Annotated in this window: 17 protein-coding genes; 8 read left to right on the top strand and 9 right to left on the bottom strand. The window is 74.4% G+C overall.

The window, feature by feature from the left end; all coding sequences use genetic code 11:
- Positions 1 to 484 precede the first annotated feature (484 nt).
- Entirely contained in the window at positions 485 to 1,795 is a 1,311-nt protein-coding gene (locus EKD16_RS11825; protein WP_131098428.1) for a GAF domain-containing protein, read from the bottom strand.
- Between the two features lie 329 nt (positions 1,796 to 2,124).
- Here EKD16_RS11825 and EKD16_RS11820 point away from each other — a divergent pair, with 329 nt between their 5' ends.
- The gene (locus tag EKD16_RS11820) at positions 2,125 to 2,586 is read left to right on the top strand and encodes a hypothetical protein (RefSeq protein WP_131098427.1); all 462 of its coding nucleotides are present in this window, start codon (positions 2,125 to 2,127) and stop codon (positions 2,584 to 2,586) included.
- A 105-nt stretch (positions 2,587 to 2,691) separates the two neighbouring features.
- Here the strand turns inward: EKD16_RS11820 and EKD16_RS11815 are convergent, their stop codons facing one another.
- The 3 genes from EKD16_RS11815 to EKD16_RS11805 all read right to left on the bottom strand — a co-directional run bounded on the left by EKD16_RS11815 (position 2,692) and on the right by EKD16_RS11805 (position 5,540).
- Entirely contained in the window at positions 2,692 to 2,916 is a 225-nt protein-coding gene (locus tag EKD16_RS11815) for a hypothetical protein (RefSeq protein ID WP_131098426.1), read from the bottom strand.
- Positions 2,917 to 2,954: 38 nt separating this feature from the next.
- Positions 2,955 to 4,751, bottom strand: a complete 1,797-nt coding sequence (locus EKD16_RS11810) for a thiamine pyrophosphate-requiring protein (RefSeq protein WP_131098425.1) — start codon at positions 4,749 to 4,751, stop codon at positions 2,955 to 2,957.
- Positions 4,752 to 4,907: 156 nt separating this feature from the next.
- The gene (locus EKD16_RS11805) at positions 4,908 to 5,540 is read right to left on the bottom strand and encodes a TetR/AcrR family transcriptional regulator (RefSeq protein ID WP_131098424.1); all 633 of its coding nucleotides are present in this window, start codon (positions 5,538 to 5,540) and stop codon (positions 4,908 to 4,910) included.
- Positions 5,541 to 5,729: 189 nt separating this feature from the next.
- Between EKD16_RS11805 and EKD16_RS11800 the strand changes: the two genes are divergently transcribed.
- Together EKD16_RS11800 and EKD16_RS11795 are read left to right on the top strand one after the other, a co-directional pair.
- Positions 5,730 to 6,821: a zinc-binding dehydrogenase gene (locus EKD16_RS11800; protein ID WP_131098423.1), complete on the top strand. Its 1,092-nt coding sequence runs from the start codon at positions 5,730 to 5,732 to the stop codon at positions 6,819 to 6,821.
- 111 nt (positions 6,822 to 6,932) lie between these two features.
- On the top strand, positions 6,933 to 8,666 hold the full coding sequence (locus EKD16_RS11795) for a class I adenylate-forming enzyme family protein (protein ID WP_131102425.1): 1,734 nt from the start codon (positions 6,933 to 6,935) through the stop codon (positions 8,664 to 8,666).
- A 1,192-nt stretch (positions 8,667 to 9,858) separates the two neighbouring features.
- Here the strand turns inward: EKD16_RS11795 and EKD16_RS11790 are convergent.
- Entirely contained in the window at positions 9,859 to 10,155 is a 297-nt protein-coding gene (locus tag EKD16_RS11790) for a hypothetical protein (RefSeq protein WP_131098422.1), read from the bottom strand.
- A 17-nt stretch (positions 10,156 to 10,172) separates the two neighbouring features.
- Positions 10,173 to 11,120, bottom strand: coding sequence for an SPFH domain-containing protein (locus EKD16_RS11785; RefSeq protein WP_131098421.1), 948 nt, complete (start codon positions 11,118 to 11,120; stop codon positions 10,173 to 10,175).
- Between the two features lie 96 nt (positions 11,121 to 11,216).
- Between EKD16_RS11785 and EKD16_RS11780 the strand changes: the two genes are divergently transcribed.
- On the top strand, positions 11,217 to 11,750 hold the full coding sequence (locus EKD16_RS11780) for a PH domain-containing protein (protein ID WP_131098420.1): 534 nt from the start codon (positions 11,217 to 11,219) through the stop codon (positions 11,748 to 11,750).
- Positions 11,747 to 13,501 carry a PH domain-containing protein gene (locus EKD16_RS11775; protein WP_131098419.1) on the top strand — a complete coding sequence of 585 codons (1,755 nt, stop codon included), beginning with the start codon at positions 11,747 to 11,749 and terminating at the stop codon, positions 13,499 to 13,501. Before EKD16_RS11780 ends, EKD16_RS11775 begins: the two co-directional genes overlap by 4 nt.
- Here EKD16_RS11775 and EKD16_RS11770 read toward each other — a convergent pair.
- Positions 13,473 to 13,841 carry an STAS domain-containing protein gene (locus EKD16_RS11770; RefSeq protein WP_242677353.1) on the bottom strand — a complete coding sequence of 123 codons (369 nt, stop codon included), beginning with the start codon at positions 13,839 to 13,841 and terminating at the stop codon, positions 13,473 to 13,475. The genes EKD16_RS11775 and EKD16_RS11770 overlap by 29 nt on opposite strands.
- Before the next feature lie 521 nt (positions 13,842 to 14,362).
- Here EKD16_RS11770 and EKD16_RS11765 point away from each other — a divergent pair.
- From EKD16_RS11765 to EKD16_RS11755, 3 genes are all read left to right on the top strand, one after another.
- Positions 14,363 to 15,550, top strand: a complete 1,188-nt coding sequence (locus tag EKD16_RS11765; RefSeq protein WP_131098418.1) for a Gfo/Idh/MocA family protein — start codon at positions 14,363 to 14,365, stop codon at positions 15,548 to 15,550.
- Between the two features lie 121 nt (positions 15,551 to 15,671).
- A complete protein-coding gene (locus EKD16_RS11760; RefSeq protein WP_242677352.1) occupies positions 15,672 to 16,625 on the top strand; it encodes a DUF6807 domain-containing protein in 954 nt (317 codons plus the stop codon).
- Positions 16,626 to 17,287: 662 nt separating this feature from the next.
- Positions 17,288 to 18,322: a LacI family DNA-binding transcriptional regulator gene (locus EKD16_RS11755; RefSeq protein ID WP_131098417.1), complete on the top strand. Its 1,035-nt coding sequence runs from the start codon at positions 17,288 to 17,290 to the stop codon at positions 18,320 to 18,322.
- A 208-nt stretch (positions 18,323 to 18,530) separates the two neighbouring features.
- Here the strand turns inward: EKD16_RS11755 and EKD16_RS11750 are convergent, their stop codons facing one another.
- Positions 18,531 to 19,439, bottom strand: coding sequence for a sugar phosphate isomerase/epimerase family protein (locus EKD16_RS11750; protein ID WP_131098416.1), 909 nt, complete (start codon positions 19,437 to 19,439; stop codon positions 18,531 to 18,533).
- Entirely contained in the window at positions 19,436 to 20,590 is a 1,155-nt protein-coding gene (locus EKD16_RS11745; RefSeq protein ID WP_131102419.1) for a dihydrodipicolinate synthase family protein, read from the bottom strand. The genes EKD16_RS11750 and EKD16_RS11745 overlap by 4 nt, the downstream gene beginning before the upstream one ends.
- Between the last annotated feature and the right edge of the window lie 8 nt (positions 20,591 to 20,598).

Below are 20,598 nucleotides of genomic sequence, written 5' to 3'. Positions count from 1 at the left end.
CCCGGGCCGACCGGTCCCGGCCCAGTCTATGCTGGCCGGCCGCGGCACGGCCCGGCGGCCTCCTGTGCCGTCCTCGGGCTCCCACCGCGGACGCGGGAACGACCGGGGACCGCTGAAGGCACCATTCCCGCCCGGCCGAGCACATCCGACCGCGTTTTACCGAGTCCTGACGGGATCGTTGCCACCGGCCGAGGCGCCGGGGCGCATGAGTGCGCGGCGGCGGCCCGGCCGGGCTCCCCCACCCGGCACGGGCCGCCGCCTTTGGAAGTCCGCCCCGCGTGATCGGACCCGCTACCCCCCTCAAGGCACGGGCACGGGCGGACGTGGCCTGGTGCGGGCGTGTCCGCCCGCTGGTTCCAACTCAACTGCATCAGGCGCCACATCGGCAAAGGTTGCATCAGGTTGCAAATAGTCGCCGACTGACTACTCTTAGTAATTAAAGGCCGCTGATGCAGGCGGTTCCGGTCGCGCCGCCGGGACGCGCTCAACGGGGCGGCCGGTCCCCCGCGGCGGCGCGTTCGGCAGCGGCCCGGAGGCGCCGGATGCCGGGCGCGGTGGAGGCCGGGAGCAGATCGGCCGCACACTCCGGCATGCGGACGCTGATCCGCAGCCCCTCGTTGAACCGGTAGGGACGGCTCTCCACGACGCCGCCGAGGTGGCGCCGCAGCCGCGACATCTCGGCGCGCACCGTGACCAGCCGCTCGGAGTCGCCGAACAGGTCGGCGGCGAGGCGGGCGGCACTGCAGCCCTCAGCCGATCGCGACAGCAGCACCAGCAGCTCGGTGTGGCGCAGCGTCAGCCGGTGCGTCCACCGACCGCTGAGGCCGCCCACCGTCACCTGCGGCGCCGCGCCGTCGGAGAGGTCCAGCACCACCTCGGTCGGCGGCGCGGCCTCGCCGCCCCCGGGCCGGATGAGCCACCCGCCGGGCAGCGGCTCGATGCCGCACTCCCCCAGGCCCGGAAGCCACGCCGCCCCGCCCTCCAGCCCGCGGGGCAGCAGCACGCGCCGCGGCGGGTCCATGCGCGCCGCCGTGGCCGTCCATCCGTCGGTGTCGGTGACCACCGCGTTCTCCTGCATCCCCGCCAGCATCGGCGCCGCGACCGCGCGCAACCGTTCCAGGTGGGCGTGGTGCCGGCCGCGCAACTGCGATTCGCCGTGCCGGGCGACCGCGCTGACCAGTGCCAGCGTGGCCGGGTGGACGGTGCGGGCGGGCCCGCTCACGCCGACCGCGCCCAGCACGCGTCCGCTGCGGGGGTCGTGCACCGGCGCGCAAGCGCAGGTGACCTGGTGCAGTCCGCGTACGTAGTGCTCGGCCGAGTAGACCTGCATGGGGCGGTCCACGGCCAGTGCGGTGCCCAGCGCGTTGGTCCCGGCCGCCTCCTCGCTCCACTGGCTGCCCTCGACGGCGCCCATGCCGTCGGCCAGCCGCCGCATCCGCACCGGCCCGTCGCGCCAGAGGACGCGGCTCTCCTCGTCGGCGACCACCATGAAGTGCGAGGCGTCGTCGGCGACGGCCATCAGGGCCTCGCGCAGCATCGGCAGCAGCTCGGCCAGCGGCGAGGCGGAGCGGTGGCGCTGGAGCTCCTCGTGGCGCAGCACGGCGGAGGGATTGCCGCGTTCGGGGTCGACCCGGCGCCGGCGCATCCGCTCCCAGGAGTCGGCGATGACGGGGCGCAGCCGGGCGGGAGGCCGGCGCCCCGAGAGCACGGCCTCGTGTACACGGTGCAGCAGCCGCGCGTGCTCCCCCGGCTCGACGCCCGCGGGAACCGCGGTGTCCAAGTACGGCTGCGCCATCGCGCCCCCCGTTGACCCGGCTGATCCACGACCGCTCCCATCCTTGTCGGCCCGGCCCGAGGCGGCAACCGGAACGCCGCCGAGGAAAGCGGGCGGGACGCCGTCGTCGCACGAGACCGCCGAAACCGCGGAGGCGTGCCGTTCGTCTCAGCAGATTCGGCGCCGCTGCGGGGCTGTTGCACCGACGCCGGTCACCGGAAACCAAGGATGCTTTGCCCCGCGGAACCGTGGCGCTGCGCAGGTCGGCGCTGTGTGTGGGCGAAAGTAGGCGCAGAGCACTCTTCCTCGCCCGAAACGGCGGGGCTGCGCCCGTGAAAGGGAGGCCGACGATGACGCGTGAGGGCGGCCGGCTCGCGGTGGCCGTGCTGCTACTCGTGGGCGTGGTGGGGTTGGAGGGCTCCACGGCGGAGAGCTCCGAGGAGGTGCGTACTCTGCGCTCGGCCACCGGTGAGCTCTCGGCCGTACTGCTGCGCCCCGAGGCCGAGCAGGCGTTCGAGCGCGAGGGCCACCCCGTGGCGGGCAGCCTGTCCTGCAGCAGCGCGGAGGACGGTACCGACCGGCTCACCGTGGTCTGCAGCGGCACCAGCGCCGAGGGCGGCGAACTGCGGTTCCGCGGCCGGGTCGACCCGGCCACCGTCGCCGGGCAGCCGGGCGCGGCCGAAGGCCTGCCCGGCGCCTACACCGGCACGGCCGCAGGCGAGCAGGTCTTCAGGATGAACTGCTTCAACTGCGAGCCGCGCGAGCCCGAAGAGGAGACCGGCCCCTCGGCCGGGGCCGGCTCCACCGCCTGACGCCGCCCGCGGCTAACGCGCTCACTCGCGGGCGAGCGGGCACGCCGACGGCCCAGCCCCGGCAGCGCGGCCACCTCCGCCCCCGCCGCTGCGGCCGACCGCGGATCAGGCGCGCGTGGGGCGCTCCGGCGGTTCGTCGCCCTCCTGGGACGGGTCGTAGGAGGCCGGGTCGGAGGGCGAGGGCTCGCGCTCGCCCGCGATGTCCTCGTCGGGTGCGGGCAGGTCGCCCTGGTCGCCGGGCCGGCGATCGGCCAGCGGGCGCTCCTCCTCGCGGGCGCCCGCACCGGACGCGTCCCGGTCGCCGCCGGAGCGGCGGTCGCCATCAGGCATCGGCGCCTACTCTCATCCTCGGCACTCGCCGCGGCGGGTCACCGGCGCGGCGAGGTGAACTCCTGCAGCTTGGTGCGCAGGCCCTTTACCATCACGCCGAACCGGTCGGGATCGCCCGAGGCCAGCGCCTTGGACGTGTCGGTGAGCTGGTCCGTCTCGACATAGGGCGGAATCGGCGGGATGTCGGGGTCGCAGTGGATGTCGAGCACCACGGGGCCGTCCGCCGCCAGGGCGCGGTCCCACGCCGGTCCCACGGCGTCGGCGTCGTCCACGGTCTCGCCGCCCAGGCCGATGGACTGGGCGAAGCCGGCGTAGGAGACCGGGGGCAGGTCCTGGCTGAAGGGCGGCTTGGGCGAGCCGCCCATGGCCCGCAGCTCCCAGGTGACCTGGTTGAGGTCGTCGTTGTGCAGCACGCACACGATCAGCCGGGGATCGCTCCACTCCCCGGCGTAGCGCCGGACGGTGATCAGTTCGGCCATCCCGTTCATCTGCATGGCGCCGTCGCCGACCAGGGCGATCGCCGGACGGTCGGGGTGGGCGAACTTGGCGCCGATGGCGTAGGGCACCCCGCAGCCCATGGTCGCCAGAGTCCCCGACAGCGAGCCGCGCATGCCGGTCTTGAAGCGCAGATGGCGCGCGTACCAGTTCGCCGCCGAACCCGAATCGGAGGTGACGACCACGTTGTCGGGCAGGCGCGGCGAAAGCTCGTTGCAGATGCGCATCGGGTTGACCGGGTCGGCGGGCACATGGGCCTGCTGGTCCATGGAGTCCCACCACTCGCGGACGCTCTTCTCGATTCCCTCGCGCCAGCGCTCGGGGCCCTTCTCGCCCTTGCGGGAGCGCACCTCGCGCAGCAGCCGGCGCAGCGTCTCGGCGGCGTCGCCCACCAGGTTGACCTCGGTGGGGTAGCGCATCCCGATCATGTTCGGGTCGATGTCGATCTGCACGGCCCGTTTGCCGAACGGCGGAAGGTGCTGGGCGTAGGGCACGTTGGAGCCGATCATCAGGAAGGTGTCGCAGTCGCGCAGCATCTCCCAGGTGGGCCGGGTGCCCAGCAGCCCGATCCCGCCCGTGACGAACGGCAGCTCGTCGTCGAGGACGTCCTTGCCCAGCAGCGCCTTGGCGACACCGCCGCGGGTCTCCTCGGCCAGCTCGACGACCTCGTCGGCCGCGCCGCGGGCTCCCTGGCCGATCAGGATCGCGACCTTCTCGCCGGCGTTGACGACGTCGGCCGCCCGCCGGACCTCGTCCTTCGGCGGAACCACCAGCGGCCGGCTCAGCCCCGGCTTGCTGGAGGGCACGTGCTTGAACTCGTGCTGAGGCGGACTGTAGTCGGTCTCCTGCAGGTCGGCGGGGATGATGACGGCGGTGGGGCGGCGCTCCGACAGCGCGGTGCGGATCGCCCGGTCGATGAGGTTGGGGAACTGCTCGGGCACCATGGCCGTCTGCACGTAGGCGTCGGCGACGTCCTTGTACAGCGTGTGCATGTCGATTTCCTGCTGGATGCTGCCGCCCATCCCGGTGCGGTGGGTCTGGCCCACGATCGCGAGCACGGGCACGTGGTCCAGCTTGGCGTCGTAGAGGCCGTTGAGCAGGTGCACGCCGCCGGGCCCGCTCGTGGCCATGCAAACGCCCAGGTTACCGCTGAACTTGGCGTAGCCCACGGCCTCGAAGGCGGACATCTCCTCGTGGCGGCTCTGCACGAAGTGCGGCCCCTCGGCCTCGCCCAGCTCGGCGACGATGCCGTTGATCCCGTCCCCCGGATAGCCGAAGATGTTCTCGACACCCCAGCCCCGAAGGCGCTGCAGCAGATGGTTGGCGACGGTCTGACCCACGTCGGATCTCCCCTTCGTACGCGGCCGGTGTCTTGCCTGTCGACCTGCCGCTGCCCTTCTGCCTCCGGAGGAAACGCGCTAGGGAGGACTCCGGGGGTGTCTCCGCCGGGCCGGGCGCCCGTTCGGCGGCGCCGCCGCGGTGGCCCGCGGATCCGGTCAGGGCGGGGGGATGTCGCCGGTGTTATACCGTTCCACGCCCACCAGGGCGAGGTTCACGACCCTCTCGACCAGGCTGTCGGCGCTCTCCTCGGGGTGCTCCAGCAGCCAGTCGATGAGCGAGTCGGCGGCACCGATGGCGATGCGGGCGAGGATCTCGGCGTCGCGCTCGGAGACGATGCGCTCGCCGCCGGGCAGCCGGGTACCGGCCACCACCATGGCGGTGATCTCGTCGATGACGCGGCAACGGGCGGCGGCGACCTCCTTCGAGAAGGCCGCGCTCTGGGCACGAGCCTGCTGGTAGAGCACCGCCCAGCTGTCCCGGTTGTCGGCGACGAAGCGGAAGAAGACGCGAAGCGCCGACCACAGTCCCAGCTCCGGCGGCTCGCCGGGGTGCACCGCCGCGCGCACCGCTTCGACCACCCGGTCCGCTTCGCGGTGGATGCAGGCGGTGAACAGCCGCTCCTTGGAGCCGAGGTAGATGTAGACCATCGGCTTGGAGATGCCCGCGGCCTCGGCGACGTCCTCGACACTCGCCGTGTGGTAGCCGGAGCGGGAGAACACCCGCACGGCGGCGTCGATCATCTGCCGCTCGCGCACCTCGCGCGGCAGCCGCTGGTTTTTGCTGACCACACTCCGATGCTATCGGGGGCCGGCGGCCCGCCGCCGCGGCGCGGCGGGCGCGCTCGGCGCCGCGGGGCGGATACCGGAGGGGGTCGCCGGGGTGACCGGGGGCCGCTACCCCTCTGGTAAACCGACCGGTCGGTCTTATAGTCTCGCGCTTACTTCGAAAGTAATCGGGATCACATGGAAGGGCCGCCCATGAGCACCACCGTCAGCGCCGCCGTCTTCGCGGGGATCGGGGAGCCGCCGCGCATCGAGCGGGTCGCCCTGCGCGAACCCGGCCCGGGCCGGGTGCGGGTGCGACTGGCGGCTGCGGGCGTGTGCCATTCCGACCTGTCCCTGGCCGACGGGGTGCTGCCGCAGCGGCTGCCGTCGGTGCTCGGCCACGAAGGCGCCGGGACCGTGGAGGCCGTCGGCCCCGGCGTCTCCGGCCTGCAGGAGGGCACCCCCGTGGTGCTCAACTGGACGCCGCCGTGCCGGTCCTGCTGGTTCTGCGAGAACGGCGAGCCCTACCTGTGCGAGCACGGCCTCGACGCCGCCCAGCAGCCCTACGGCGACCTGGAGGACGGCACCGAGGTCTACCCGGGCCTGGGCGCGGCCGCCTTCGCCGATGCGACGGTGGTCCCGGCCAACGGCGTGGTGCCCCTGCCCGAGGGGATCGAGGCCGGCACGGCCGCACTGCTGGGGTGCGCGGTCCTCACCGGCTGGGGCGCTGTCACCAACACCGCCGGCGTCGCGGCCGGGCAGTCGGCCGCGGTGATCGGGCTGGGCGGCGTCGGGCTGGCCGCGCTGCAGGCCGCGGCCCTGGCGGGTGCCGACCCCGTGATCGCCGTCGACGCCTCGCCCGCCAAGCGCGAACTCGCCCTGGCGCTGGGCGCCACGCATTTCGTCCAGGCCGGCGCCGACCTGGCGGCGCGGGTGCGCGAGCTGACCGGCGGACGCGGGGCCGACCACGCCTTCGAGGTCGTGGGGTCGAGCACGACCATCCGCGCCGCATGGGACATCAGCCGCCGCGGCGGGGCGGTCACCGTGGTAGGCGCGGGCGCGCTCGACGACACCGTGGCCCTCAGCGCGCTGGAGATCTTCCACCAGGCCCGCACGCTGCGCGGGTGCTTCTACGGCTCCTGCGACCCCGACCGCGACGTCCCGGTCGTCGCCGCCCACGTCCGCCGAGGGGGCCTGGACGTGGCGACGATGGTCACCGACGAGGTCGGCCTCGACGGGCTGCCCGACGCGTTCCAGCGGATGCGGGACGGCAAGGGAGGGCGGACGCTGATCCGCTTCACCTGATCCGGCCGCGGCGGGGCCGCACCGGCGGCGCGCCTCGTTCTCGCCGCCCGCTGCGAAAGAGCCCTTGAGGGGCGGATCGACTGGGAAGTGCATGTGACCGTGGAGGAGCAGTTGACCGAACCCGAGATCACCCGTCCGACACGCTCGCTCACCGCGGTCACCGCACGGCTGCTGGTGAGCGGCGGCCCCTTCGAGATGGAGACCGCCGAGATCGGCGGCGTCGCCACCCGGGTGTGGAAGCACGCGCCGGCGCACATGCGCGCGGTCGTGGAGGCGAGCCTGGAACACGGCGAGACCGCGGCCCTGGTCTACGGCGACGAGCGGCTGACACACGCCGCTTTCTACCGCACCACCGCCACACTGGCGCGCCGCTTCGTCGAGGACTACGGCCTGGCCAAGGGCGACCGGGTCGCGATCGCGATGCGCAACTACCCGGAGTGGGTGATCGCCTACTTCGCCGCCACGGCCGTCGGCGCGATCGCCGTTCCGCTGAACTCGTGGTGGAGCGGCCCGGAACTGGAGTTCGGCCTCACCGACAGCGGTGCCGGGGTGCTCGTCGCCGACGCCGAACGCATCGAGCGGCTGGGCGACGCCCCGGCGCGGCTGGGCGTCGCGCTGATCGGGGTGCGCACCGGGAGCCTTCCCGAGGGGGCGCGTACCTGGGAGGAGGCGCTGGGCGAGGTCGCCGCCGACGCGCGGCTGCCCGAAGCCGGACTCGCGCCGGACGAACCGTGCACGCTGTTCTACACCTCTGGAACCACCGGGCGCCCCAAGGGCGCGGTCGGGTCGCACCGCAACCTGCTCACCAACATCGTCTCCGGCTCCTACTCGCGGTTCCGGTCGCTGATGCGGCTGGGGCTGGATATGGAGGAGGTACAAGCCTACGTCGACGCGCTGGGGCCGGCCGTGGTGCTGTGCGTACTGCCGCTGTTCCACGCAACCGGCGCCCAGACGGTCATGCTGCCCACGCTGTTCAACGGCGGAACGCTGGTGCTGATGTACAAGTGGGACCCCGAGGAGGCGCTGCGCCTGGTCGACCGCGAGCGGGTCACCGCCATCACCGCGGTGCCGGCGATGATCTCGCAGATGACATCCTCCCCGCGGCTGGGCGAGTACGACCTGAGCAGCCTGATGCTGCTGGCCTCCGGCGGCGCGCCGGCCGCGCCCGCTCTGGTCTCGCGGACCCGCAGCACCATGCACGACATGCTGCTGGGACAGGGGTACGGCCTTACCGAGTGCTCGGCGACGGCGACGGTGAACGGCGGCAGCGACTACCTGCTGCGGCCCGACAGCGCCGGAGTGCCGGTGGCCACCGTCGACGTCAAGATCGTCGACGCCGCCGAACAGGAACTGCCACCCGGCGAGGTCGGCGAGGTGTGGATCAAGGGCCCCGGCGTGGTGCACGGCTACTGGCGGCGGCCCGACGCCACAGCGGCGACGTTCACCGGCGGATGGCTGCGCACCGGCGACCTGGGCCGGCTGGACGAGGAGGGCTTCCTCTACATCGTGGACCGGGCGACCGACATGATCATCCGCGGCGGCGAGAACGTCTACTGCGCGGAGGTGGAGGCCGCCGTCCACGAGCACCCGGCCGTGGGCGAGGTGGCGGTGCTCGGCGTCCCCGACGAGGTCTACGGCGAGGAGGTGGGCGCGGTCGTCCGGGTGCTCTCCGGCGGCGAACTCACCGAGGACGCCCTCGTGGAGTTCCTCAAGCCGCGGGTGGCTCCGTTCAAGATCCCCTCCCGGATCCGCATCGTCGCCGACGAACTGCCCCGCAACGCCGCCGGGAAGCTGCTGAAGAAGCAGCTGAAGCAGGAGTACGGCTGGTCGGCCGAACAGGGTTGACGTGGTGGTGGGCGCCCCTCGGGCTGTGCGGGGCGCCTGCCGTGGAGCGGCCGCGCCGCGCTGTGCGCCTCGGCGCCGGGCGGGTGCACGGTGTCCTGAGTCCCGGCGGGGCGGCGAGGGCACCGCGGGGTGACGCCCGCGATCACCGGGCCGGGTGCCCGCCGGTGGCGGCGGCCGACGAGGGGCGGCGGGGGCCGGGCCTGGGGTAGTCGGGGCGGCGGTCGTCGGCCTCGGCCGCGGGTGGTCGAGCCCCGGGCCCGCCCGGTTGTCGGCGCGGGCCCGACGCGGGGTGGTCGGCGACCGCTATGGAGCCGGACTGGGGCCACGAGATGCACGTAGGTGCGGCGGCATCCGCCTCGGCTACGCCCCGAGGCGAAACCCTGGCACATTCATTCCGCTATACGAAACAACGCGGGGTGTTTTGTCCGCAAATGCCGAGTTCCCGGTGGGCCTGTCCCCGCGCTGCGGCGGCGACGGCCCACGAGACGCGCCGAATGGCGCGAAAACGCCCCCGACGTCAACTTTTCGTGCACCTCGTGACCACCGCGCGCACCCACACCGCCCGCAAAACGGTCATAGGCCCCCAAAAGCTGGCCCCATCGGGCGGTGGAGCTTCCGGCGGCGACACCCCGGCGCCACGAGCGACGCGGCGTCGCCTCCGCCTCCCGATCCGGCGCACCCTCGGGCCGTGCAAGCACCCGCGACCGCGCCCCGCCGCGCGGCCTCCGGCCTGCGCGGGCCCGGCCGGAACACGGCGAAGGCGCCTCCCCGTCCCCGCGCCCGCTATGTCTGACGTGGCGAAGTCGGCCGCGGCGATCGTGGCCAAAATCCCATAAAACGCCGCTGGATTTCGTCATACGGCCACGATCGTCCCGTCACCCTGCGACATCACGGACACACGGCCCCCGTCCCGGCTCCCCGGGCTCCTCGCCGCCCACGCCGGGCGCGCCACCGGCGGGCACCCGAACCGATGACGACGGGCCCGGCCCCGCTGCTGCCGTCGCCGCCTCGCCGGGTGGGCCACCGGCGGGCACCCGCCCGTTGGGCACGGGCCCAGCCCACCGCCGCCGTCGCCGCCTTTCCAGCGAAGACCACCCGCACCCCGGCAAACCAGCAAGACCGCACAGCAGACCCGACCCGCCCCGCCTGGCGCCGCAGGACATCGCAGCCGGCCCCGTCCGGCGACCGCCGGTCACGCTTGGGGCGGCTCTCCGTCGCCGTCCGGACCGCCCGCGCCGCCGTCCGAGTCGCCGGCGTCCTCGGCGCTCTCCGCGTCCTGGTCGGACTCCCCCGGCGCGCGCCGGGGCGGGCGGCCGCGGCGGGGCATGCCCTTGGTGTCGCGGGGCAGACGGCCGGCGTCGGAGAGGGCCCGGCGTAGCAGGAACTCGATCTGGGCGTTGGTGCTGCGCAGCTCGTCGCCCGCCCATCGGGCGAGTGCGTCGTGCACGGCCGGATCGAGCCTAAGCAGGATCTTCTTCCGCTCAGCCACGGTGCTATCAGGCGTTCCTACTGGTAGAGGGATCCGGCGTTGACCACCGGATTCGCGGGGCGGTCGGAGCAGAGCACCACGAGCAGGTTGCTGACCATGGTCGCCTTGCGCTCCTCGTCGAGATCGACGACGTCCCGTTCGGCCAGGCGCTGCAACGCCGCGTCGACCATGCCGACCGCGCCCTCGACGATCTGCTGCCGCGCGGCGACGATGGCGCCGGCCTGCTGGCGCTGGAGCATCGCCTGAGCGATCTCCTGAGCGTAGGCCAAATGGGTGAAGCGCGACTCGACGATGCGTACGCCCGCCGACTCCACTCGCTCGGAGATCTCGGCCGAGAGGCGCTCGGTGATCTCCTCGGCGTTGTCCCGCAGCGACTTCACCCGCTCGGAGGGGGCGTCGTAAACGTAGTTGTTGGCGATGTGGCGCACCGCCGTCTCGGTCTGGATGGAGACGAACTGGACGAAGTCGTCCACCTCGAAAACGGCCCGCGCCGTGTCCTCGACCTGCCAGACCACGACCGCCGCGATCTCGATGGGGCTGCCGCCGGCGTCGTTGACCTTCAGCACCGAGGTCTCGTGGTTGCGGATGCGCGTGGAGACCGCGTTTCGGGTGGTCAGCGGGTTTACCCAGCGCAACCCGTCGGCACGGACCGTGCCGACGTAGCGGCCGAGGAACTGCAGCACGCGTGCCTGGTTGGGCGCGACGACGGTCAGTCCGGCGGCACCCAGCACCGCGGCGACCGCGAGCACGGCACCCGCCGCGATGAGCGGCGCCGAGGGCTGCGCGGACGCCGACACCCCGGCGACCACGGCGGCGGCGCCGGCGGCGAGCAGCAGCAGGCAGCCGACGGCCACGGGGATGCCCGGCGCCTGCAGCGCCTCCCGCTCCCGGTACTTGGGGACGGGCATCTGGACGACGCCGGAGCCCGCACCGGCGGGTGCGGACTCGGGGTGTTCGGAGTTCATCGAGAGGGCCTCTTTCTTTCGATCGGGGATGGCTTCACCATAGCATTGTGATATCACTTTTCTAGGCATCACATCGAACGAGGAGGCATCCGGGCCATGACAACCACCCCAGCCGCCGTAGCCGCGACCGTGCTGCGGCCGCCCCGCCACCGCGTGGAGCGCCGCGCGATCGCGTGGTGGACCACGCGGACGCTGCTGGTCGCCGTACCGGCCGCGGCCGCCCCGGCTGCCGCCGCAGCCGTCGTTCCCGAGTTCGCGCAGCCGCCCGCGACCCTGGTCACAGCACTCTGGCTGGCCGCGGCCGCGCTGAGTACCGCCGGGCTGGCCGTCGCAGGCGCCATGCCGCTGTGGCGGTTCCGCGTGCACCGCTGGGAGGTCACCGACACCGCCGTCTACACCGCCGCGGGCTGGCTCTGGCAGGAGTGGCGCGTGGCCCCGATGTCGCGCATCCAGACGGTCGACACCCACCGCGGGCCGCTGCAGCGCGTCTTCGGGCTGGCCGACGTCACGGTCACCACCGCCTCGGCGGCGGGCCCGATCACCGTCGAGGGCCTGGACAGCGGGCAGGCCGAGCAGGTCGCCGCCGAGCTGACCGAGGCCACCGAGCGCACCGAAGGGGACGCGACGTGAACCCGCAGGCGACGGCCTCCGGCGGTGCCGGATGGCAGCACCTGAACCCGCTCACCGCATGGGCGCTCCCGCTGCTGCTCACCGTGATCCTGGTGCCGTCGGCGGTTGTCGCCGCCGTCGCGGCGGGTGCGCACGGGGACTTCTGGCCGTGGGGAGTGCTGATGCTCGCCGGCGCCCCCCTGCTCGCGGGCGCGGCCGCCCTGGCCGAATACGTGCGCTGGCGCAGAACCCGCTACCGCGCCACCGGCGAGCGCATGGAGACGCGCAGCGGAGTGCTGGTGGCCGAGCACCGCTCCGTGCCGCGCGACCGTATCCGCAGCGTGGACGTCTCCGTCGAGATCTGGCTGCGGCCACTCGGGCTGTGCAAGGTCACCGTGGGCACCGGCCAGAGCACCGGTTCGGGCTCCGACGAGCTCGTCCTGGCCTACGTCACACGCACCGAAGGCGAGCGGCTGCGCCGCGAACTGCTGCTGCGCGGCTCCCAGGTCGCCGCCGCGGACGGCGCGCCGGCGACCGCGGAGGCCGGGCGCGCCCACGCCGGCACCGCCGGGGCCGCGCGTGAGCTGGCGCGGCTGCGGCCGGTGTGGTTCGGCTTCGCGCCGGTCTCGGCCGCGACACCGCTGCTCGGCGCCGCGGCCGTGGGCGCCGTGTACAACGTGATCAGCTGGTTCGGCCAGGAGCGGGCGAACGACGCCGCGGCCGCGGTCTCCGAGCGCCTCGCCGCCCTGCCCCTCCTCGCCGTGCCCGCAACGGCCGCGGTGCTGCTCACCGGCGCTGTCGCGGCGACGGCGGTGCAGGTCGAGACGTGGTGGGGCTACCGCCTGGAGCGCGAGCCGGACGGCACGCTGCGACTGCGCCGCGGGCTGATCACCAACACCGCCCTGTCGCTGGAGGAGCGTCGGTTGCGCGGGGTCGAACTGCGCGAACCGTTGCTCTTGCGCTGGGCGCGCGGAGCACGCGTGCGCGCCGTGGCGACCGGGCTGGGGTCCGAGGCCGGCAAGGGCGGGGCGGTGCCGCGCAGCGCGCTGTCACCCGACATGCCGCGGGCACGGGCGCTGCGGCTCAGCGCGGCCGTGGCGGGCGAAGCGGAGCCGCCGGTCGCGGTACCGCTGCGGGCGCACCCGCGCGCGGCCCTGCGGCGCCGCGTCACTCGGGCCCTGGCCGCCGCGGGCGCCGTGGCGGCGCTCGCCGCGGGTCTGGCCGCGGCACCGGCGGCGCTGCCGCAGGCGCAACGGCTGCCGTGGGCGCCCGAACAGGTGTGGCCCGCAGCCGGGACCGCCGCCGCCGTGGCCGGGGTGGCGGCCGCTGCGCTACTACTGCTGCCCTGGGCCGTCGCGGCCTACCGGGGACTCGGGCACGCGCTCGCGCCCGGCTACCTGGTCATGCGCAAGGGGGCGTTCTCCCGTTCCACGGTCGCGCTGCGCCGCGACGGCATCATCGGCTGGCGCATCTCGCGCTCTCCGTTCCAGCGGCGAGCGGGACTGGCGACCGTGGCCGCCACGACCGCAGCGGGCCGCGGCCGCTACTCTGCCGACGACGTGGAACTGGGCGCCGGACTGCGGCTGGCCGACGAGGCCGTTGCGGACCTGCTCGGTCAGTTCCTGGCAGCGCCCGGCGCGCAGAGGCCGACCGGTGCCGAGGCCGCCGACAGCCCCGGTACCGCGGAGGGCGGAGAAGGCGCCGACCGCGGCGACCGCAAGGGCTCCCGCGGCGATCCCGCCGTCAGCGCCGGAGGGCCGGCCGGGGGATGAAGGGAACCTGCGCCACGGGCAGGACGGGGAACTCGGCGGCGAGGTCGAGGGCCTCCAGGGTGCGCAGCACCGCGGCAGAGGGTCCGCCCAGGACCAGCCGGACACCGCGGGCGCCGAGCCGCCGGCGCGCCGCCATGAGCGCGCGGACACCACTGGCGTCGAAGAAGTCCACGCCCGTGAAGTCGGCGATCAGCACCGCACAGCCGGGCTCGCCGGCCGCCGCCAGCAGCCGGTCCCGCATGTCGTCGGCCGTGGCGATGTCGATCTCGCCCCGGACCGCGACGACCACGGCCTCGCCGTCGTCCGGCTGCGGGCCGTTCGCTCCGGTCTCTCCGGGCACGCCGTTCCGCCTCTCACTCGCCTGTCCGAAACCCTCCCCCCGAACGATGATCGTATCGGGTTCACGGGGTTTCGAGCGCCCCGACAGTCTCCGGAATTCCCCCACATGCGGGCGATCGGGAGGTACCGAAGGGCGGCGCCGGGGTGCAGCCCACGCTCGGGGTGGCGGGCGGAGCCGGTATCACGACCCGCCGTCTGGTGCCCGCGGGTGCCGCCCGCCGTCGCACGCCCCGCCCTCCGCACGGAAGCAAGTCCGGATCACCGGCACCGAGGTGACCGCAGCGCCCGAATCGCCTGCACCCACGCACAGCGCCCGTGCCGGCGCGTGATCCCCCGGGGCCGCGCGGCACCCCCCGGGAGCCGATGCCCCTCCGGCTGCACCGCCGCCGGTCGGTCTCCGGCTCCCGCTCGCCGTTGACATCGCGGGCAGAGCTGCCTAAATTGACTTGGCAAGCGCTTTCCAACACTCGCTCGCGCCACCACGACCGGAACGACCGCACCGACTCGCGAAAGCAGGTTGCCATGAGGGAAACCCCCGTTCCGGTCGTCCTCGCCGGCGCGCACGGCCACGGCCGTTCCCACCTGCGCAATGTCGGGGCGCTCGCGGAGGAGGGGCTGGTGCGCCTGGTCGGCGTGTGCGACCGGGTGCCGCTGTCCGCCGACGAGCTCGCCGGGCACCCGCAGGTGCGGCAGGACACCGATCTGGCGAGGCTGCTGCGGCACACCGGCGGCGCGGTGACCATCCTGTGCACCCCGATCCACACCCACCTGCCGCTCGCCCGCACCGCCCTGGATCAGGGATCGCACCTGCTGCTGGAGAAACCGCCCACCGCCACGGCCGAGGAGTTCCACGCCCTGCGCGCGGCCGTGGACGCCTCGGGACTGGCCTGCCAGATCGGGTTTCAGAGCCTGGGGTCGGAGGCCGTCGGCGCGGTGCGGTCGCTGATCGCCGACGGCGCCATCGGCGAGCTCCGCGGCATCGGCGGCGCGGGCACCTGGGTGCGCACGTCGCGCTACTACGAGCGCGCCGAGTGGGCCGGGCGGCGCAGCCTGGGCGGCACCGACGTGGTGGACGGCGCGCTGACCAACCCCTTCGCCCACGCCGTGGCGACCGCGCTCGCCGTCGCGGGCGTCCAGCGCGGCACCGCCGGCGAGATCGAACTCGAACTCTTCCACGCCCACCCGATCGAGAGCGACGACACCTCCTGCGTGCGGCTGCACACCCCCGCCGGCGTCCCGATCAGCATCGCGGTGACGCTCGTGGCCGCCACTTCGCGCCCGCCCCGCCTGGTGATCCACGGCGACGCCGGACGGATCACCCTGTTCTACACCCTGGACGAGGTCCGCCTGGAGCGCCCGGGACGGACGCCGGAGAGCACCGTCCACCCGCGCACCGACCTGCTCCGCAACCTCGTCGGCCACCTGCGCGGTGAGGCCCCGCTGCTGGTGCCGCCCGAGGACACCGCCGGTTTCACGGCGGTCCTGGACGCCGTGCGCCGAGCGCCCGACCCGCTGCCCATCCCCGCCGCGATGCAGCGCGTCACCGAGGACGACGAAGGGGTGCACCGCGTGGTGGAGGGTGTGGACGACCTCGTCGCGCTCAGCGCAGAGCGGACGGCCCTGTTCTCCGAAGTGGCGGCGCCGTGGGCGCGCTCCGCGGCAGGAACCGGTGAGCGGCGCGCGTTCGCGGCGGAGGGCGGCGGCGGATGAGGCCGAGCCGCCGCGCCTGGCCGCGGCGGCTTTCGAACATGCCAGACGACGGACCGGGACCGCCGCCCGCTTGCCCGGCGGGTGACCGGGCGGCCCCGCGGAAGGGACGGTGCAGGACCCCATGGCAGATCACGGCGACACGCGCGGCGCCGACCGAAGCCCGCGGGCGGGCACGGCCACCACCGGGCGGGACTCGCCGATGCCGCTGCTGCGCTGCGAAGGCACCGTCGTCGCCGAGTGGAACAGCGGCGCCGATGTCGAGCCGCACCTCTCGCCCCGCCCCTACCTGCACCCGGTCCGCACCCTGGCGGGCACTGTGGTCACCGAGGTCTATCCCGCGGACCACCCGCACCACCTGGGCGCGGGGGTGGCCGTGCCCGACATCGACGGCAGCAGCTTCTGGGGCGGCACGACGTTCGTGCGCGACCGGGGCCCCGTGCTGCTGGACAACCACGGCCGCCAGGAGCACCGCGGCTGGGCGGCCGCCGAGGACGCGCGGGCGGTGGAACAGCTGGTGTGGGTGGCACGCGACGGCGCCGAACCGCTCACCGAGGTCCGCGAAACCGCCGCCCGGCAGATCGACGAGCGCACCTGGGCGCTGGATTTGAGCACGCGGCTGCGCGCCGGCGAGCGCGACCTGGAGGTGAACAGCCCGGCCACCAAGGGCCGCCCCGGAGCCGGCTACGGCGGCTTCTTCTGGCGGGCACCCGGACAGGCCGAGGCGCCGCGGGTGCTCGGGCCCGGCACCGAGGGCGAGGAGGCTGTGCACGGCTCGCGGTCGCCGTGGCTGGCGCTGCTGGGCACGGCTGCCTCGGGGGCGCGGTGGAGCCTGGTGTTCGCCGCCGCGGGCGCCGCCGCGGACCCGTGGTTCGTGCGCGCCGAGGAGTATCCGGGCGTGGGCGGTGCGCTGGCCTGGGACAGCCCGCTGCGCATCGCCGCCGGCGACCGGGTCGAGCGCCGCATCGTGACTCTGGTCGCCGACGGCCACCCCTCCCCCGCCGAACTGGCCCGCCTGGTTGCGGCCGCCCGCACCCGACTCGACGCGCCGGAGCCCGCTACGCCGCCGGCGGGCTGACGCCGGTCGCCGTTCGCGGCGGCTCGCATGCTCCGCCCCCGCCCCCCGCCGGCGGCGGGCCGGAGGCGGGCGGCGTTGATGATGCCGCGCGAGCGTGCCAAAGCTGGTTGGTAAGCGCTTTCCGTTCGCGGTAGGCGCCGAGCCGGACGCCCGGTCGGGCTGCACCCTTCATGTGCCGGATTCGGCGCCGGGTGCACCCGGCATCTCCGCGGTGACGGTGTGCGGGTGACCGCAGGAGGGCTCCTCGGCAACCCGCGCCTGGAAGTGGGGTCCCATGCACGTCACGTCCGGCCACCCGCGGCCCGGCGCTCTCTCGATCCCCCATCCCGGCGCGGAATCCGGTTTCCGGCGGCGGCGTCCGCGTCCGACCCGTCGGCACCACGCGTTCAGCTCTCCCGCTGCGCCCGAACCGTTAGGCTGGCGCCCGCACCGGCCGCGGCGCACGCAACCGGCGGAAACGGTTTCCGAAGGCGGTGGGCCGTGGGCGCCCCCCGCCCGCTCGTGCGGCATCCCGAACTTGCCGGCCGTCGCGGGCGGCCCCGCCGGTTCCGGGTGGCGGGCATCACCGGCCCGTGACACGATTCCGGCTGGTGAGCACTCGGGCATCTGCCTATGATCGAATTACGGAAAGTGTTTTCCAGGATGGCGCGAAAGGTGAGGCCGTGGGCAACGGATACGTGACATTGGAACAGGTCGCACGGCACGCCGGCGTCTCCCTGGCCACCGCCTCGCGCGTCCTCAACGGCAGCACCCGCCAGGTCGGGCGGAAGCTGCACGACCGGGTCACCGCAAGCGCCCACGAGCTCGGCTACCTCGCCAACGCCTCCGCGCAGACCCTCGCACGCAACACCAGCTCGCTCGTCGGGCTGATCGTGCACGACATCGCCGACCCCTACTTCTCCAGCATCGCCTCCGGCGTCACGCGCGCCGCCGAGGACGAGGGTCTGGTGGTGGTGCTGGGCACCACCGGGCGGACGCCGCACCGCGAGATGGAGCTGCTGGCGACACTGCGCTCGCACCGCGCCCGCGCGGTGGTCCTCGCCGGAAGCCGCACCATCGAGGAGGAGACGACCCGTCGGCTGGCCGACGAGATCGCCGCCTTCACCGGGCGCGGAGGGCGCATCGCCTGCGTGTCCCAGGAGGGACTGCCCGCCGACACCGTCGTGCCCAGCAACCGCGACGGCGCCGCCGAGCTGGCCCGCCACCTGATCGGCCTGGGCCACCGCCGCTTCGCGATCCTGGCCGGGCCGACCAACCTGCGCACCGCACGCGACCGGCTGGACGGATTCCACGCCGCCCTTTCGCAAGCCGGCATCGAACTGGACCCGCGCAGCGTCGTGCACGGCGCCTTCACCCGCGACGGGGGTTACGAGTCCACCCGCCGCCTGCTCGCCGCCGAGACCGACGCCACCTGCCTGTTCGCCGTCAACGACGTCATGGCCACCGGCGCCGTCGCCGCCCTGCGCGACGCGGGTTTGGAGGTGCCCGACGACCTGTCGGTGGCCGGGTTCGACGACATCCCCACGCTGCGCGACCTGACACCCGGACTGACCACGGTGCGCCTGCCCCTGGAGTGGATGGGCGAGGAGGCCGCGCGGCTGGCCCTGGACGAGGACGAAGGCGCCGAACCGCGTACCGTTCCGGTCTCGGGCGAGGTCGTCGTCCGCGCGAGCACCGCGGCGCCCGCGCGCGCATAGGCGGTCCCGGTTCGCACACCGGACCCGAGCCGCCCGGCCGGCCACCGCGGGGGCCCGCACACGCGTCGATCGCCCGGGCGGTTTCGGGGACACGTTTCGGCGGGGCCGACGGCCCGGCCGCGCCATGTGCCTCGCGCCTTCGAGCGGAGTGCCTGCGCGGGCGGGCACAGGGCCGGCGTGACCCGCCCGCGCAGGGATCAGGGGTACCTCAGGCCAGGTACCGGGCGTGGCGGCGGGCCAGGGTGGCCAGCACTGCGTCGGGGTCGGCCGCCCATACGTCGGCGTTGAAGATCTCCACCTCGATGTCGCCGGTGTAGCCGGCGGCGTCGACGGCACGGTGCAGTGCCGGGATGTCGGCGTGTCCGTCGCCGACCATGCCGCGTCCCAGCAGCGGGTCAGCCGGCAGCGGCAGCACCCAGTCGCAGACCTGGAAGATCGCGATGCGCTCGCCTGCGCGGGCGATCTCCGCGTAGGCGCGGGGGTCCCACCACACGTGGTAGGTGTCCACCGCGACGCCCACCCGGCCGACGGGGAAGCGCTCGGCGACGTCGAGCGCCTGGCCCAGGGTGGCCAGCACCGACCGGTCGGCGCAGAACATCGGGTGCAGCGCCTCCAGGGCCAGGCACACGCCCCGCTCCGCGGCGTAGGGCGCCAGGTCGGCGATCGCCTCGGTCATCCGCTCGCGCGCGCCCACGAGGTCGCGGTCGCCCTCGGGCAGTCCGCCCACCACCATCACCAGGCACGGCGCGCCCAGTTCGGCGGCCTCGTCGAGGGCGCGGCGGTTCTCCTCCAGAGCTGCGGAGCGGTCGTATCCGGTGAGGAAGCCGCCGCGGCAGTAGGAGGACACCCGCAACCCGGCCTCGCGCACCAGGCGCGCCGAACGGGCGATGCCGGTATCGGCCGCGTGTTCGCGCCACAGCCCGATGGAGCCGATGCCGGCGCGCAGGCAGCCCTCGACCGCCTCGGGCACGCTGCACCGGTCGAGCGTCTTCTGGTTCAGCGACAGCCGCGCCAGGCGCGGGTCCCCGGGTTCCGGAGCGGCCCCCGCGGGCACGCCGGAGGGGACGTCGAGCGCGGTCGGTGCGCCGGTTTTGCTCTGTGCTCCTGCCGTGTTCACGACCGCACCCCCGAGATCTCCAGCAGCCCCCGCATCCGGGCGACGGCCGACTCGGGGTCGGTGAGCACCCCGGCGGCGTCGGCCAGGCGCAGCGCCTGCGACAGGTGGACGAGGTCGCGGGCGCTGTGCAGGCCGCCGACCATGGTGAATCCGGGCTGGTGCCCGTTGAGCCAGCTCAAGAACGCGATCCCGGTCTTGTAGTAGAAGGTGGGCGCCGCGAAGAGGTGGCGGGCCAGCGGCACGGTGGGCTCCAGCGCGGCCCGGTAGCCCTCGGTGTCGCCGGCGTCGAGCGCCCGCAGCGCCGCGGCCGCGGCCGGGGCGATGGCGGCGAAGACTCCCAGCAGCGCGTCGGAGTGGCCGCGGTCGTCGCCCTCGATCAACTCGGGGTAGTTGAAATCGTCGCCGGTGTAGAGCCGCACCCCGGCGGGCAGCTTTTCGCGCAGCCGCACCTCCAGGTCGGCATCCAGCAGGGAGACCTTGATGCCGTCGACGTGTGCGGCGTTGTCGGCGATGATCCCGGCGACCGTGTCGAGGGCTTCGGCCGGCTCGCCGTGGCCCCAGTAGCCGGCCAGCGCCGGGTCGAAAGCGGTGCCCAGCCAGTGCAGGATGACCGGGGCGCGCACCTGTTCGAGCAGCCGCCCGTAGACCTTGGCGTAGTCCTCGGGGCCGCGGGCGCAGGCGGCGAGGTGGCGGCTGGCCATCAGTACGGGGACGGCTCCGGCGGCCTCCACCGTCTCCAACTGCTCGGTGTAGGCGGCCGCGACCTCCTCCGGGGTGGTGCCCGCGCCGGGGTCGAGGTGGTCGGTGCCGGCCCCGCAGCACAGCAGCGCGCCGCGGGCGGCGGCCTCGGCTCCGCTGCGCCGGATCAGTTCGGCTGTGGCGGGCCAGTCCAGGCCCATGCCGCGCTGCGCGGTGTCCATGGCGTCGGCCACACCCAGGCCGAGGTCCCAGAGGTGGTGCCGGAAGGCGAGGGTGGCCGGCCAGTCCAGCCGGGCGGGGGCGCCGATCGCGTTGCCCGCGAGCGGGTCGGCGACGACGTGGGCGGCGGCGTAGGCGGTGCGGGAGCGCGGCCGGGCCGCGCCGCCGGGGGCGGGCGCGGGCGCGGCGCGGGGGGTGAACCCGTGCAGCCGGCCGTCGGCGCCCGGCAGCATCAGGTGGG

This window comes from Streptomonospora litoralis (assembly GCF_004323735.1).
Lineage (GTDB): Bacteria > Actinomycetota > Actinomycetes > Streptosporangiales > Streptosporangiaceae > Streptomonospora > Streptomonospora litoralis.
Note: the sequence above shows the minus strand (reverse complement) of the source record. Positions and strands in the feature narration are given on the sequence as shown.